The sequence below is a fragment of the Streptomyces sp. Ag109_O5-1 genome (genome assembly GCF_003814875.1).
Lineage (GTDB): Bacteria > Actinomycetota > Actinomycetes > Streptomycetales > Streptomycetaceae > Streptomyces > Streptomyces sasae.
Genome location: NZ_RKQF01000001.1, coordinates 4,877,311 through 4,892,907 on the forward strand (window position 1 = coordinate 4,877,311; position 15,597 = coordinate 4,892,907).

Sequence of the window (15,597 nt, forward strand, 5' to 3'; positions counted from 1 at the left end):
CGTCGGGATTGGTACCGGTGGCGAGGCAGGACGTCGGCTGCGGGCCGGTGGGGGCCGGTCGCGCAGTTCCCCGCGCCCCTTATGGGGCGCTTCCCAGCCGCGTCTTTCATCCAGCCGCGGGCAGTCGTGCCGCTGGGGCGGCACGGGTGGGCGCGGGCGGCACCCATCCAGCGTGGCTAGCGTCAAGGCCGGTAGACCCGCCCCCACTCACCGGAACGGGCCTACCGACCTACAGTCACGCAGTTGTTCAGCCGGCCAGGATCTCGCGGGCCAGCTTCGCCGTCTCGGTCGGGGTCTTGCCGACCTTGACGCCCGCGGCCTCCAGGGCCTCCTTCTTCGCCTGGGCGGTGCCCGACGAACCGGAGACGATGGCGCCGGCGTGGCCCATGGTCTTGCCCTCGGGGGCGGTGAAGCCCGCGACGTAACCGACGACCGGCTTGGTCACGTTCTTCGCGATGAAGTCCGCGGCCCGCTCCTCGGCGTCACCGCCGATCTCGCCGATCATGACGATCAGGTCGGTCTCGGGGTCGGCCTCGAACGCGGCGAGCGCGTCGATGTGCGTGGTGCCGATGATCGGGTCGCCACCGATGCCGACGGCGGTCGAGAAGCCGATGTCACGGAGCTCGTACATCATCTGGTACGTCAGCGTGCCGGACTTCGAGACCAGGCCGATACGGCCCGGCTTGGTGATGTCGCCCGGGATGATGCCGACGTTCGACTGGCCCGGGGTGATGATGCCGGGGCAGTTCGGGCCGATGATGCGGGTCTTGTTGCCCTTCTTGCCCGCGTACGCCCAGAACGACGCCGAGTCGTGCACGGCGATGCCCTCGGTGATCACGACGGCGACCGGGATCTCGGCGTCGATGGCCTCGACGACCGCGTCCTTGGTGAACTTCTCCGGCACGAAGATGACGGAGACGTTGGCGCCGGTCTTCTCGATGGCCTCGGCGACCGTACCGAATACCGGTACCTCGGTGCCGTCGAAGTCCACGGTCTGCCCCGCCTTGCGCGGGTTGACGCCGCCCACGACGTTGGTGCCGTCGCCCAGCATGAGCTTGGTGTGCTTCATGCCCGTGGCGCCGGTCATGCCCTGGACGATGACCTTGCTGTCCTTGTTGAGCCAGATAGCCATGGTGTGTTGTGTCCTCGTCCTGAGTGCTTACTTGGCGGCGTGGGCCAGCTCGGCGGCCTTGTCGGCCGCGCCGTCCATGGTGTCGACGCGCTGCACCAGGGGGTGGTTGGCGTCCGTGAGGATCTTGCGGCCCAGCTCGGCGTTGTTGCCGTCGAGGCGGACGACGAGCGGCTTGGAGACGTTCTCGCCGCGGTCCTCGAGGAGCTTGAGGGCCTGGACGATGCCGTTGGCGACCTCGTCGCAGGCGGTGATGCCACCGAAGACGTTGACGAAGACCGACTTGACGTCGGGGTCGCCGAGGATGATCTCCAGGCCGTTGGCCATGACCTGGGCGGAGGCGCCACCGCCGATGTCGAGGAAGTTGGCGGGCTTGACGCCACCGTGGTTCTCACCGGCGTAGGCGACGACGTCGAGGGTGCTCATGACGAGACCCGCGCCGTTGCCGATGATGCCGACCTCGCCCTCGAGCTTGACGTAGTTGAGGTTCTTCTCCTTGGCGGCGGCCTCCAGCGGGTTGGCCGCGGCCTTGTCGTGGAGCTCCTCCCAGTCCGCGTGGCGGAACTCGGCGTTGTCGTCCAGCGACACCTTGCCGTCGAGGGCGATGACGTCACCGGAGGCGACCTTCGCGAGCGGGTTGACCTCGACGAGGAGGGCGTCCTCCTTGATGAAGGTGTCCCACAGGCGGACCAGGACGTCGGCGACCTTGTCGGCGACCTCGGCCGGGAACTTCGCCGCGGCGACGATCTCCTTGGCCTTGGCCAGGTCCACACCGTCGATCGCGTCGATCGGGGTCTTGGCGACGGCCTCGGGGCGGGTGGCCGCCACCTCCTCGATCTCCATGCCGCCCTCGACGGAGGCGATGGAGAGGAAGGTGCGGTTCGCACGGTCGAGGAGGAAGGAGACGTAGTACTCCTCGAGGATCTCCGGGGCGGTCTCGGCGATCATCACCTTGTGGACCGTGTGGCCCTTGATGTCCATGCCGAGGATGTCCGTCGCACGGGCGACGGCCTCGTCCGCGGAGGCGGCCAGCTTGACGCCACCGGCCTTGCCGCGGCCACCGACCTTCACCTGCGCCTTGACGACGGACTTGCCGCCCAGCCGCTCGGTGATCGCGCGCGCCGCCTCAGGCGTGTCGATGACTTCACCGGCCAGCACCGGTACATCGTGCTTGGCGAAGAGGTCCCTCGCCTGGTACTCGAACAGGTCCACGCGCTTCCGTCCCTATCAGTGATCTCGCGGTTCGTTGGATGCGTGGGCGTGCCGCGAAGGGCAACGTGACGTCCGCATGGGTCACAGGGGAAGCGCACACGGTGTCCGAGCGCGCGGCATGTCCGTCTCGCAGGTTATCGCCGGTTGCGGGGGCGCCCTAAATCGAGGGTCACACCTGAGCGGTGATACCTGTCACATGATGCCGGGTATCCAGCGGTTTTCTGGCACGGCGTGCCGTCTTGAGGCGCCTTTGGGGTGCCTTCGGGACGAAGTGCGAGGCCTCACCGGGCCGGGGTTGGCCCGGTGAGGCCTCAGGCCCCAGGGCCGGCCTTAAGGAACGGCCCTGGAGGCTTGGCCGGCGATCACCGTCCCCATGGGATCACCGGCCGGATCCGCGGGGCTCCGGCCCGGACGGACCGACGGTGTTCGGTCGTCCGGGCGCGGCCGCCCCCCGGAGTCAGACGGAGTAGGTCCGGGCGGCCTGCGGGCCGTGGACGTACCCCGGGGTCATGGAGTCGGCGACCTGCCGGACCCCGGCGACCGCGTGCGCGGCCAGCGGGGTGGCGGTCACGTCCTGCGCGAGCGGCACGGCGGCCGCGACGACCGGCTGCGCGTCGCCGACCGCGCCGTACGCCAGCGCCTCGGCGCCGCCCAGGACGGGTCCTGCCAGGTCCTCCGCATAGGTGGTCACGTGTCCGGTCACCCCGTACGCGAGCGGCGGCACGGCACCGACGACCGGCCGGACGTCGCCCACGGCGCCGTACGCCAGCGCCCGGGCGTCCGCCACGGCCTGCCCGGCGACCGGCACGACCCCGTGCACGGCGGTCGCGGCGACGGGCGGCAGCACGGCGCCGACGGCGTCCTGGGTGACCTCCCCGACCAGCCCGGTGGCGTACGGCGGCACGTCCGCGACGGCCGGGTACACCTCGCCGACGGCACCGGTGGCGACGCTCTGGACGCCACCCACGGCCTCCGTGGCGGTGCCGTGGACGCCCGTCACCGCGTGCTCGGCGACCGGCAGTACGGCGGCGACGGCGACGGTGGCCGTGCCCCCGACTCCGCCGGCCGCGCCCTCGGCGACCGGCACCACCCCGGCCACCGCGCCGGTGGCGGCGCCGTGCACGTCCCCGACCGCCGATCCGGCCACCGGCAGGACCCCGTGCACGGCGTCGGAGGCGACCGGCGGGACGACGGCGGCGGCCGTGCCGGTGACGACCGGCGTGAGCGTCCCGGGCACGGCCCGCACCGTGCCGACCACACGCTGCCCGGCCCCGCCGACCGTGCCGGTGACGTGCGCGGGAACGGCGGCCACGGCGGCGTCGGCGACGGTCGTCACCTGGCCGGCCGTGGCCGCCGCCTGACCGGCCGTGGCGGTCACGGGACCTGCGGTACGGCCCGCGCCGGCCACCGTGCGCCGCACCTGGGTCCGTACGGCTCCGTCGACGCCCTGCACCTGGGTGCGGGCGGCCGCCTGGGTCGCCTGGAGCTTGGTCTGGACGGCGGCCAGCGCCTGCTCGACCTCCGGGGCGAAGGAGGCGAGGGGGCCGAAGAGGTAGTCGATGTCGTCCTGGGGAACGGCCGGGGACGTGGTGTCCGTGGCGGTCGCGGCGACCTCGGCGGCCGTGTGGTGGGCGGTGTGCACGGCCTGGGCGGCGTGCGCGGCCTCCGCCCGGACCTGGTTCTCGGCGTTCTCGGCCTTGGCCTTCGCCTCGGCCTTGGCCTTCGCCGCACGGGCCGCCTGGGCGCCCTTGATGGCCTGGCCGCCCCTGATCCTGGAGGCGGCGGCACGACCGGCCTGGTCGGTGGTGCCGGTCGAGGTCTGGGCCGACCGCTGGATGTCCTGCACGGTGCTCGTCGCCTTCGCTGTGGTGTCCGCGACCGTCGAGGTGACGGTGCCGGTGACGTCGGACACGACGCCGTCGACCGTGTCGGTGAGGGTGCCGGTGATGCCGCCGGTGCCGGCATCCGTGGCGTCCGGTGCGGAGACGGACGCGGCGGGCAGTTCGTCGGCGCTGGCCGCGGCCGAGCCGAGCGCCCACGCGCCGGTCACTCCTGCGGCTATGACGATGGAGCGGCGGATGTTCTTGTTCATGCGTGCGTCAGATCCTTCGGGGCTCCGGTGCGTTCGGGACGCGGACGCGGAGCCGGGAGGGCTTCCGGTGGTGCCGGAAGCGCGGCTGGGGACATCGCCGTCCGGAGGCGTTCGGAGGGGGATCCGACGGAGGGGGATCCGAAAGGGGGGATCCTGGGGGTCCGGACGGACGGGCAGACCTGTTCCGCCCCCGCGCGACAGGTCCGTGGCAGGGAAGGGGGTCGCCGGTCCTAGCCGGGGAAGACGGGGATGTCCCGGAACATGTCCCGGGTCCCGGCCGCGTCGACGCGCGCGGCGGCACCGGGCACGAGCCGCAGCGGCGCCCGGCCGGCGAAGGTCACGGCGTACGCGTCGGCGTGCCGCGAGGCGGTGCCGTCGACCGCCGACTTGCCCAGCGCACCGTCCGGGTCTCCGGCGGGCGCGGGACGGGTGGGAGCGTCCGTGGTGCCGACGGCACGGTGGACGGCGGCGCGCTGCGCCCCGCCCTGAGCAGGGGGCACGACGGCGATCCGCGGCCCGTACGACACAGCGGTGGTCGCCGGTGCCTTCGTACGGGGCTTCCCGTGCCCGGCGTCATGCGTGACCGTCGTCCGCGGCTGCGCGGGACGGGGCGCCGACGTGACCGGCGCCGGGAGCAACACGCCCGGCAGCTCGGAGACGACGGGGAGCTCCGGCACCTGCACCACCGGCGTGACGGGCAGCGCGGGCAGCTCGGCCGGCAACTGCTCCGACACCTGGCGCACAGTCTCGTCGAGCGAGCGGGTCACGGTCGAGGTCGTCGAGGTCACCGTCCGGGTCACGGAACGGACGGTCTTGCGCACCTCGGGAACCCCGAGCGCCTTGTCGGCCACCGGAACGTCGGCCACCGGTACCACGGGCGCCGCCACGGTGGCGGGCTTCCGCGCGGCGGCCGCCTTGTGCGGCCGGTGCGGCGTCACCAGGTCCCGCAGCGGCACCTTCCGGGTCACGATCGACGTCACGACCGAGGTCGACGACGGTGTCGAGGACACCCCCTCCGCCGCCTGCGCCTGCTCCCCGCAGAAGAAGCCGAGCGCGAGCAGTCCGCCGACCAGCAGCGCCAGTTGCAGCGCACGCCGTCCCGCCACCGTGCGCAAGACACGCATGGCGGCACCGGGCAGAACTGCTGGCGAGGTCAAGACGGGGAGGGTCCTCCCGTGCGGCGGAACAGAGCAGAGGGAACGCAACGGCGTGAAGACCGGTGAAAGACCGGTGGAGACATCGATCCTTGCACGGGACTCCCGAGGTCGCGCAAGCCCCCCGTTACCGATGGGTAGTCATGTCCGTTATAACACTCGGAGTCGGGTATCGCTGAGTCGACAAGTCCCCCGCCGGATCCGGCCTCACAGTCCTCACACGGCGTCCGGAACCGGTATGGGCCGCTTCTCGATAGCCGCCGCCATCACCTCCGGGAAGAGATCGGGCGTGCACGCGAACGCCGGTGCCCCCAGCGCCGCGAGCGCGGCCGCGTGCTCCCGGTCGTACGCGGGCGCCCCCTCGTCAGACAGCGCGAGCAGCGCCACGAACTGCACCCCCGACGCCTTCATCGCCGCGACCCGCTTGAGCATCTCGTTCCGTATCCCGCCCTCGTAGAGGTCGCTGATGAGGACGACGACGGTCTCGGCCGGCCGGGTGATCTGCGACTGGCAGTACGCCAGCGCCCGGTTGATGTCCGTACCGCCGCCGAGCTGGGTACCGAACAACACGTCCACCGGGTCGTCGAGCTGGTCGGTGAGATCGACCACCGCCGTGTCGAAGACGACGAGCCGGGTGTCGATCGACCGCATGGACGCCAGCACCGCCCCGAACACGGACGCGTACACCACCGACGCGGCCATCGACCCGGACTGGTCGATGCAGAGCACCACTTCCTTCTTCACCGACTGCGAGGCCCGCCCGTACCCGATCAGCCGCTCCGGCACGATCGTCCGGTACTCCGGCAGGTAGTGCTTGAGGTTGGCCGAGATCGTGCGGTTCCAGTCGATGTCGTGGTGGCGCGGCCGGTTGATGCGGGCGCTGCGGTCGAGGGCGCCGGTGAGGGTGGCCCGGGTGCGGGTGGCCAGCCGCTTCTCCAGGTCCTCGACGACCTTGCGGACGACCGCCCGTGCCGTCTCCTTCGTCGTCTCCGGCATCGCCTTGTTGAGCGAGAGGAGCGTGCCGACCAGGTGGACGTCGGCCTCGACCGCCTCCAGCATCTCCGGTTCGAGCAGCAGTGCGGCGAGCCCGAGCCGGTCGATGGCGTCGCGCTGCATGACCTGGACGACGGAGGACGGGAAGTACGTCCGGATGTCCCCGAGCCAGCGCGCCACCGACGGCGCCGACGCCCCCAGCCCCGCCGAACGCTCCCGCCCCGACTGCGCTCTGTCCCCCTTCCTGTACAGCGCGGCCAGCGTCCCGTCCATCGCCGCGTCCCGCCCCGACAGCGCACACCCGGTCCCGTCGGCGGCCTCGCCCCCGAGCACCAGCCGCCACCGCCGCAGCCGTTCCCGCGCGGGGTCGTCCGGACCGCTGCCGGTGTCCCTCACGTCCGTGGTCATGTCCCCGCCCCCACAAGGCCGTTGTCCGGATTCTTCTCGTCGGTTCCATCGAGCCCGAGCAGCAGCCGCAGCACGGGCAGTACGGCGTCGGCGCGCCCGGTGTCCGTCTCAGCGCCGAAACCCGGTACCGCGGCGGTCTGCCCCGCCCCTAGGGGCCGCTCCCCAGGCCCCCTGCGCACCAGTTCGCCGAGCGTTCTGCGCACCCCCGGCTCGTACGCCGAGAAGGTCCGCCGCAGCAGTGGCAGTACGTCCGTGAACGCCTCCACCGGCACCCCGGTCAGCCAGGCGTCGACCAGACCGAGCAGCCGCTCGTCGTGCACGAGCAGCATCCCGCCCCCGCCGCTCCCCCCGACGAACCCCTCGATCCAGGCCGCCGCGTCCGCCGGCGGGGTCCCCGGCGAGAGCACCAGCCCCATCAGCCGGGCCGCCTCCTCCGCCCCCAGCTCCCCTTCGTCCAGCAGGATCCGCACAGCCCGCCCGCGCAGCACCCCGGGCACGGTGTCCCGCCCGGACAGCGTCCGCAGCACGGCCCGCCAGCGCCGACGGAGGCCACGGTCCCCGGATCCGGACCCGTTCTCGGTCCCAGTCCCAGTCCCAGTCCCGCTCCCGGCCACCGTCCCCTTCCCGGTGGCCGTCCCCGCTCCGGTCCCGGTCGCCGTCCCTCCTCTCCCGGTCTCGTCGAGCAGTCCCACCGCCGTGTGCACCGCGTCCACATGGCCCCGCATCTCCTCCGCCGCGTCCGCGTCGAGGGCGGCGCAGGCGGGCGGGAGTCCGACGAAGACCCGCTCGGCGAGGCCCGCGGCGACCTCGGCGAGCGCCCCGGTGTCGGTGCTCCGGACGTCGCCGTAGCGCAGCGAGCGGACCAGGGCCGGGAGCGCCTGGGCGAGATGGCCGACGTCCGTGTCCAGCGCGGCCCGGTCGGCGAGCACCCGCATCACCACCGGCAGTGCCTCCGGCAGCCCGGCGAGCAGACAGTGCTCGGCCAGCGCGGTGACATCGGCGAGCGCGGTCACTCGCACCGCGTCGGCCTCGGCCCTGGCCGTCGCCGCGCCGTCGACGGTCGTCCCCCACACGCCCGCCTCGGCGACCCGCACCGACAGTTCCGGCTCCCAGCACAGCCGCCAGGTCTCCCGGAACGTGCCCGTGCTCCCCCTCGACTGCACCGGCTCGCCCCACCCGACGCCGAGCAGCCGCAACCGGTGCAGCAGCCGGCTGCGCCCGGCGTCGATGTCCTTGCGCAGGTCGAGCTCCAGCTCCCGCTCCAGCGCCTCCGGCTTGAGCCGGAGCCGGCGCTGCTCCCGGGCCAGGTCCCGCTGCAGGGGCACCGCGGGCGCGGACTCCGGCACCTCACCGAGCACGTCCCCGACCACCAGCCGGTCGTGCACCAGCGCCAGCGGGACGTCCGAGCCCTCGCACAGCACCGCCCGTACCGCGTCGGTCGTCTCGCCCAGGCCGGGCAGCGGGCGGCCGCGCATCACCGCGAGGGTTTCGGCCAGCCGTACCGCTTCGATGACATGGGCCGAGGAGACGATGCGGTCCTCCTCACGCAGCAGCATGGCCACTTTGGTGAGCCACCGCTCCACCGGCCGGTCCGGGGCCCGGAACAGGTGCCCGTACCAGCCCGGCGAGTCGATGCCCGCGCCGTATCCGCTCGCCCGGGCCAGCCGACGATTGGTCCATGGCACCCAGGTCATGTCGGTCTTGACCTTGGGCAGCCCCTTCAGCAGCTCCCTGTCGGCCGCGACGGTGCTCCTCGCGCGCAGGGCCGGTACATGCCACGCCCCGCACACCACCGCCACGGCGTCCCCGAACTCACGCTGAGCCGCTCGCAGTCGGAGCCGCATATGCGCCTCCCGCACGGGGTCCCGGTCGCGCCCGCCGCCCCCGTACGTCTCCCGCAGTGCCCCCATCGCCTCCTCCACCGCGGCGAACGGCGCGAACACGTCCCGCTCCGCCGACCCGCTCCGGTGCTCGACGACGTCCTCCCACCAGCGCTCGGGGTCGTCGTAACCGGCTGCCTCGGCGAGAGCGGCGAGGGGGTCGACACGCAGCTGCCGCTCGGCGTCGGGCTCGGCGTCGGCAGCTCTCCGGTCGCCGTCGGCCTCGCCGGTGCCGTCCGCCCCGTCCGCTGTCCCCTCCGCTCCTGCCTCGTCGCCGTCGGTGCCCGGAGCCGCGGCCGTGGCCTCCACCGACTCCCACGCGAGCGTGTGCGTGGCCGGCAGGTCGATGAAGCGGGCCGGGACGTCGTGCTCCAGGGCCCAGCGGACGGCCACCCACTCGGGGCTGAAGTCGGCCAGCGGCCAGAACGCCGAGCGGCCGGGCTCGTCCACCGCGTGCGCGAGGAGTGCGACCGGCGGCCGCATCTCCGGGTCGGCGGCCAGCGGGATCAGCGCGTCGGCCTCGGGCGGGCCCTCGATCAGCACTGCCTTCGGCCGGGCGGCGTCCAGGGCGGCCCGCACCGCCCTCGCGGAGCCGGGCCCGTGGTGCCGTACCCCCAGGAGCAGCGGACCGGTCCGCGCCCACGCGGAGTCGGTCATGCGCTCACCTCCCGGCAGGCGCGGTAGAAGTCCTTCCAGCCGTCCCGCTCGCGGACGACCGTCTCCAGGTACTCCTGCCAGATGACCCGGTCGGCGGCCGGGTCGCGGACGACGGCCCCGAGGATGCCGGCCGCGACATCGCCGGCCCGCAGCACGCCGTCCCCGAAGTGGGCGGCCAGGGCGAGCCCGTTGGTGACGACGGAGATCGCCTCGGCCGTGGAGAGCGTGCCGCTCGGCGACTTCAGCTTGGTGCGGCCGTCGGCGGTGATGCCGTCGCGCAGTTCGCGGAAGACGGTGACGACCCGGCGGATCTCGGCGATGCCGTCGGGCACGGCCGGCAGGTCCAGGGAGCGGCCCAACTGGTCGACGCGGCGCGCCACGATGTCGACCTCGGCGTCCGCGCTCTCCGGCAGCGGCAGCACGACGGTGTTGAAGCGGCGGCGCAGGGCGCTGGACAGGTCGTTGACGCCCCGGTCGCGGTCGTTGGCGGTGGCGATCAGGTTGAAGCCGCGGACCGCCTGCACCTCCTGGCCGAGCTCGGGGATCGGCAGGGTCTTCTCGGACAGGATCGTGATCAGCGTGTCCTGGACGTCGGCCGGGATCCGGGTCAGCTCCTCGACCCTGGCCGTCATGCCCTCCGCCATGGCCCGCATGACCGGGCTGGGCACGAGCGCGTCCCGGCTCGGGCCGTGGGCGAGCAGTTGCGCGTAGTTCCAGCCGTAGCGGATCGCCTCCTCCGGGGTGCCGGCCGTGCCCTGCACGAGCAGGGTCGAGTCGCCGCTGACGGCGGCGGCGAGGTGCTCGGAGACCCAGGTCTTGGCGGTGCCGGGCACGCCGAGCAGGAGCAGGGCGCGGTCGGTGGCGAGGGTGGTGACGGCGACCTCGACGATGCGGCGCGGGCCGACGTACTTCGGGGTGATCACCGTGCCGTCCGGCAGTGTGCCGCCGAGGAGATAGGTGGCCACCGCCCACGGCGACAGCTTCCAGCGGGCCGGGCGCGGCCGGTCGTCCTGCGCGGCCAGCGCCGTGAGTTCGTCGGCGAAGGCGTCCTCGGCGTGCGGTCGCAGCGCACGCTCGGTGGTCGTCGGATCGGTCGGTTCCACGGACACAGTCATGGCTGAGGCCCCCTCCAGCTCGGCCGGTTCGGATCTGGTGTCCACCGTGCACCACGCCACTGACAATCGGCCTGACCTGCACGAACGCACTCCCTCGGCCGATTGTCAGTGCCGGGATCTACCTTCGATGGCATGACTCAGCAGGGGGTGCGCTGGAGTGCGGACCAGGTGCTGGCACTGGCGTCTGACGCCGCGTCACGCAAAGCCGGAAGCAGACTCGGAGCGGCGGGGCCGTGGTCCGGGGCGGGGAGTTGCGAGGAGGGGACGGTATGGGGACTGTGCAAGGGCAGCGGCAGCAAGCCGTACCAGACGATCGTGGACATCGCGGGCCCGGCCGGACCTGCGTACAAGTGCAGTTGTCCGAGCCGGAAGTTCCCGTGCAAGCACGCTCTCGGGCTGCTCCTGCTGTGGGCCGGCGAGGACGACGCGGTGCCGACGGTGGCGCAGGCGCCGGACTGGGCCGAGCAGTGGATCGCGGGCCGGCGCAAGCGCTCGGAGGACAAACGCCCGGCGGGCGGCGGGAGTTCCCCGGCCGCCGCTGATCCCGAGGCGGCCCGGCGGCGGGCGGAGAAGCGGGCCGAGCGGGTCACCGCGGGCGCCACGGAGCTGGAGCAGCGCCTGACCGACCTGCTGCGCGGCGGCCTGGCCGCGGCCGAGCAGGCGAGGTACGGGCTGTGGGAGGAGACGGCGGCCCGCATGGTCGACGCCCAGGCCCCCGGACTGGCCGCGAGGGTGCGGGAGTTGGGGGCGATACCGGCCTCCGGTCCGGGCTGGCCGGTGCGGCTGTTGGAGGAGTGCGCGCTGCTGCACCTCCTCGACCAGGGCTGGCTGCGGCGAGACCGGCTCCCGGAGGGCCTCGCGGCGACGGTCCGCTCCCGCATCGGTCTGCCCGCATCGGCGGACGGCCCGCCGGTGCGCGACCGCTGGCTGGTCCTCGCCCAGTACGACACGGTGGACGTGAAGCTGACGACCCGCCGGATCTGGCTGCACGGCGCCGGCACCGGCCGTACGGCGCTGCTCCTGTCCTACGGAGCGGCCGGCCGTGCCCCCGAGCTGGCGCTGCCGGTCGGTCTCGCCCTGGACGCGGAGCTGTCCGCCTACCCCGGTACGGGCGGGCACCGGGCGGCCCTGGGCGAGCGGTTCGCCGCGCCCGCGCCCCTTCCGCTACGGCCGCCGGGCATACCGACGGCACGGGCGGCGGCGCGGTACGGGGAGGCGCTGCGCGAGGACCCGTGGCTGGAGTCGGTGCCGGTGACGCTGGAGCGGGTGGTCCCCGTCCCGGACGGCGACTCCTGGCAACTGGCGGACGCCGATTCCAAGTTGGCGCTGCCGCTCACGCCGGCCGCTCGTTCCCGCCCGGGCCTGTGGCAGTTGGTCGCACTTTCGGGCGGCGCCCCGGTCACGGTCTTCGGCGAGTGCGGCCACCGCGGCTTCACTCCGCTGACGGCGTGGGCGGAGGGAGCGGGCGAGGCGGTGCCGCTGTGCTGACCCGACCGGCCCCGCCCGGACCACCCCGAGTACCGGACCGCTCATGAGAAAGGGAACCCCGTGACCGCTTGGGAGGATCTCGTCACCACGGCCCTGCTGGGTACGGACCGGCGTCCGCCCGTGACCGGCGGGGCCGGCCGTGAGGCCCCGGAGGCCCTGCTGGACGAGGCAGCCGTGGCAACCGTACGACGACGGGCGGGACTGTGCCCGGCGCCGGCCGCGCGCCGGCCCGAACCGGCCGCCGAGGACCCGCGCCCCGCGCTGCCCGCAGCGGCGGCGCGCAGGCTGGCGATGCTGCTGTCCGGCCGCCCCGGCACCGGGACCGGCGGCCGTCGGGGCACCTCGCCCGACCTCATGGAGCTGCTGCCGCAGTGGCTCGCGGCGGCCAACGCGCGCGGGTTCGCAGCGCCTCCGCAGATGCTGCCCGCGCTGCTGGACGCGGCCCGGGGCCGTACCGATCTGCGGCCCGCCGCGCTGGCCTTCGCAGGACCGCGTGCCCTGTGGCTGGCCCGGCTCAACCAGGACTGGCGGTTCGCCCTGCGCGCGGCCCCCGGCGGTGGCACGACCCTGCCCGATCCCGAGGACGTCGAGGCGATCCGGCAGTTGTGGCAGGAGGGCTTGTTCGCCGAACGGGTCGCGCTGCTGACCGCCCTGCGGGCCCGTACACCCGACGCGGCACGCGAGTTGCTGGCCGGGACCTGGGCGACGGAGCGGGCCGAGGACCGGCTGATGTTCCTCGACTCGCTGCGCACGGGCCTGGCCGGCGGGGACGAGCCGTTCCTGGAGCAGGCGCTGTCGGACCGGAGTCGTAACGTGCGGACGACGGCGGCGGAGTTGCTGTCCGCGCTGCCGGGCTCGGCGCTGGCCGGGCGGATGGCGGTGCGGGCCGGGGCGTGTGTGGCGGTCGACCACACCGGGGACGGGCCGGTGATCGCGGTGGAGGCGCCGCCGGAGTGCGACGCGGGTATGGAACGCGACGGAGTCGTGGCCAAGCCGCCGGCCGGTCGTGGCGAACGGTCCTGGTGGCTGGGCCAGTTGGTGGAGGCGACCCCGCTCACCGCCTGGTCGGCGCGGCTCGGCGGACGTACGTCCGGGGAGATCGTGGCGCTGCCGGTGGCGGACGGCTGGCAGGGCGAGCTGCACGCGGCCTGGAGCCGGGCCGCCGTACGGCAGCGGGACGCCGACTGGGCACGAGCCCTGCTCGGGGCGCCTGCGGCACCGGAGGCGGGCGGTCCGGGGGCGGTGTCCCTGGCCGAGCGGGCGAAACTGCTGGCGACGCTGGAGGGCGGGGAGCGGGCCGGCTGGGTGGCCGGTTTCATCGCGGCGCACGGCCTGTCGGAGGCGTTCCAGCTGCTCGGCGTGTGCCCCGTACCGTGGTCCGCGCCGCTCGGCCGGGCCGTGGTGGACGCCCTCGACATCGCGCGGGACGCGGGGAGTTACCCCTGGAGTTTCAGCGGGGTGATGGGCCTGGCGGAGCGCTGTCTGGACCCCGCGGAGGCGTCCCGGCTGGACGGACTGCTGGCGGTACCGGACGAACGCGAGGACGCGTCACCGGGAGCCGGCGGCTACTGGGCGGAAGCGTTCCAGCGCCTGGTGACGACACTGAGACTCCGGGCGACGATGCTCGCAGAGCTGGAACACGCCCCGTGAGGGGCGCGGGGCTGTATTTGATGTGCGGCTACCGCCGCGTGGGCGCGACCAGCCCCCACCGGCCCGCACCACACATGCCCCGCACCACCCCGACGTCGGTCCACCGCAACCGCGGCCTACGCCTCCGTCGGCTGCCGGACGTTCTCCCGTACCCACTCCACGATCGACGTCGTCGTCGCCCCCGGTGTGAAGATCGCGGCGACGCCCTTCTCCTTGAGGGGGGCGATGTCGTCCTCGGGGATGATGCCGCCGCCGAAGACGAGGATGTCCTCGGCGTCACGCTGCTTGAGGAGGTCGATGACCGCGGCGAACAGGGTGTTGTGGGCGCCGGAGAGGATGGACAGGCCGATCGCGTCGGCGTCCTCCTGGATGGCCGTGTCGACGATCTGCTCCGGCGTCTGGTGGAGCCCGGTGTAGATGACCTCCATACCCGCGTCGCGCAGCGCCCGCGCGATGACCTTGGCGCCGCGGTCGTGGCCGTCGAGCCCCGGTTTGGCCACCACCACGCGGATCGGACCGGCTGCCACACCCATCACTGCCTCCATGACCGTAAAACGAACGCGCCGACATCCATCCGTACCGACAAGTACCGCACATTCGGCGCGTTCCGCCACCCGTCTCAAGTGAACGAACGTTATCTCCAGCATCCCGCAACCGGCAGTTTCACGGAGGTTACCGAGGGGGAAATCACACACAGTGGGACACGTCAGGGAGCCGCAGCGTGGTCCGCGGGGGCAACAGGGGCACACGACGCGGCCCGTCGTCCTGCCCTCGCCACCTCCGCTCGGCCTCCCATGAGGGCACACGGGGGACGGAGTCGCCCTTCGCGTGCCGACAGGAGGTTGGCCGATGAAGGTCACCGGGGCACTGGAGCCCTTTCTCCCGCTCTGTCGTCGTCTCCTGCCGAGCAGGCTCGCGGGCCTGTCGCTGGCCCTCCTGAAGTCGACCGCCCTGGAGGCGGCCGTCCTGGCCGGGCATCTGCTGCTCTATCCCACCGGCCTCACCCCGGAGCGCCGCTCCCCCGCACCGCCCGCGGAGCCCGACGGCACCGACCGGCTGCCGGTCCGGCCGGCCCCGCCGGTCGTGCTGCTGCACGGCTTCATCGACAACCGCTCGGTCTTCGTCCTGCTGCGCCGCGCTCTCGCCCAGCACGGCGGCCAGCGCGTCGAGTCGCTCAACTACTCGCCGTTGACCTGCGATGTCCGCACCGCCGCCGAGCTGCTCGGCCGGCACATAGAGGAGATCTGCGAGCGCACCGGCAGTCACCGGGTGGACATCGTCGGGCACAGCCTCGGCGGGCTGATCGCGCGCTACTACGTCCAGCGCCTCGGCGGTGACCTCCGTGTCCGCACCCTGGTGACGCTCGGCACCCCGCACTCCGGCACCCGGGTCGTACCGCTCGCGAACGCGCACCCGATCGTGCGGCAACTGCGCCCCGGTTCGGAGGTGATCGAGGAGCTGACCCGGCCCGCGCCCGGCTGCCGTACCCGCTTCGTCAGCTTCTGGAGCGATCTCGACTCGCTGATGGACCCGGTGGAGACGGCCTGTGTCAACCACCCGGACCTGATGGCGACGAATGTGCATGTGACCGGGATCGGGCATCTCGCCCTGCCCGTCCATCCGGCGATAGCGACCGGGATACGGCAGGCGCTGGACGAAGCGCACCCGGAGGAGCGGATGGCGGGCGGTCTGACGGTGGCGTGAGGGCAATCCGGACAGCGGGAGCATTCGGGTCGGTTCGGACGGACAACGAGCGCCCGGCGCAACCGAATTAGCGCCGCCGGACCGCAGCCAGCCTCGAACACTCATCGAACACAAG

Annotated in this window: 11 protein-coding genes; 3 read left to right on the forward strand and 8 right to left on the reverse strand. The window is 73.3% G+C overall.

The features are described from left to right. Positions 1-247: 247 nt before the first annotated feature. From sucD to EDD90_RS22200, 7 genes are all read right to left on the reverse strand, one after another. Positions 248-1,132, reverse strand: a complete 885-nt coding sequence (gene sucD, locus EDD90_RS22170) for a succinate--CoA ligase subunit alpha (protein WP_123974704.1) — start codon at positions 1,130-1,132, stop codon at positions 248-250. 27 nt (positions 1,133-1,159) lie between these two features. Next, positions 1,160-2,341 (reverse strand): ADP-forming succinate--CoA ligase subunit beta, encoded by a 1,182-nt coding sequence (gene sucC / locus EDD90_RS22175; RefSeq protein ID WP_123974705.1) that lies wholly within the window; start codon positions 2,339-2,341, stop codon positions 1,160-1,162. Between the two features lie 457 nt (positions 2,342-2,798). Continuing rightward, positions 2,799-4,433 (reverse strand): hypothetical protein, encoded by a 1,635-nt coding sequence (locus EDD90_RS57475; RefSeq protein ID WP_260327994.1) that lies wholly within the window; start codon positions 4,431-4,433, stop codon positions 2,799-2,801. A gap of 230 nt (positions 4,434-4,663) precedes the next feature. After that, complete coding sequence (locus EDD90_RS22185) at positions 4,664-5,557, reverse strand: hypothetical protein (RefSeq protein WP_123974706.1); 894 nt, start codon at positions 5,555-5,557, stop codon at positions 4,664-4,666. Between the two features lie 246 nt (positions 5,558-5,803). Continuing rightward, on the reverse strand, positions 5,804-6,988 hold the full coding sequence (locus EDD90_RS22190) for a VWA domain-containing protein (protein WP_123974707.1): 1,185 nt from the start codon (positions 6,986-6,988) through the stop codon (positions 5,804-5,806). After that, on the reverse strand, positions 6,985-9,525 hold the full coding sequence (locus EDD90_RS22195; protein ID WP_123974708.1) for a DUF5682 family protein: 2,541 nt from the start codon (positions 9,523-9,525) through the stop codon (positions 6,985-6,987). The genes EDD90_RS22190 and EDD90_RS22195 overlap by 4 nt, the downstream gene beginning before the upstream one ends. Then, positions 9,522-10,640, reverse strand: a complete 1,119-nt coding sequence (locus EDD90_RS22200; RefSeq protein ID WP_123974709.1) for an AAA family ATPase — start codon at positions 10,638-10,640, stop codon at positions 9,522-9,524. The genes EDD90_RS22195 and EDD90_RS22200 overlap by 4 nt, the downstream gene beginning before the upstream one ends. A gap of 132 nt (positions 10,641-10,772) precedes the next feature. Here EDD90_RS22200 and EDD90_RS22205 point away from each other — a divergent pair, with 132 nt between their 5' ends. Further along, a complete protein-coding gene (locus tag EDD90_RS22205; protein ID WP_123974710.1) occupies positions 10,773-12,128 on the forward strand; it encodes an SWIM zinc finger family protein in 1,356 nt (451 codons plus the stop codon). 60 nt (positions 12,129-12,188) lie between these two features. Next, entirely contained in the window at positions 12,189-13,778 is a 1,590-nt protein-coding gene (locus EDD90_RS22210; RefSeq protein ID WP_123974711.1) for a DUF5691 domain-containing protein, read from the forward strand. A 116-nt stretch (positions 13,779-13,894) separates the two neighbouring features. Here the strand turns inward: EDD90_RS22210 and EDD90_RS22215 are convergent, their stop codons facing one another. Next, a complete protein-coding gene (locus EDD90_RS22215; protein ID WP_123974712.1) occupies positions 13,895-14,311 on the reverse strand; it encodes a cobalamin B12-binding domain-containing protein in 417 nt (138 codons plus the stop codon). 316 nt (positions 14,312-14,627) lie between these two features. Here EDD90_RS22215 and EDD90_RS22220 point away from each other — a divergent pair, with 316 nt between their 5' ends. Further along, positions 14,628-15,482, forward strand: a complete 855-nt coding sequence (locus tag EDD90_RS22220; RefSeq protein ID WP_123974713.1) for a triacylglycerol lipase — start codon at positions 14,628-14,630, stop codon at positions 15,480-15,482. The last annotated feature ends 115 nt before the right edge of the window (positions 15,483-15,597 follow it).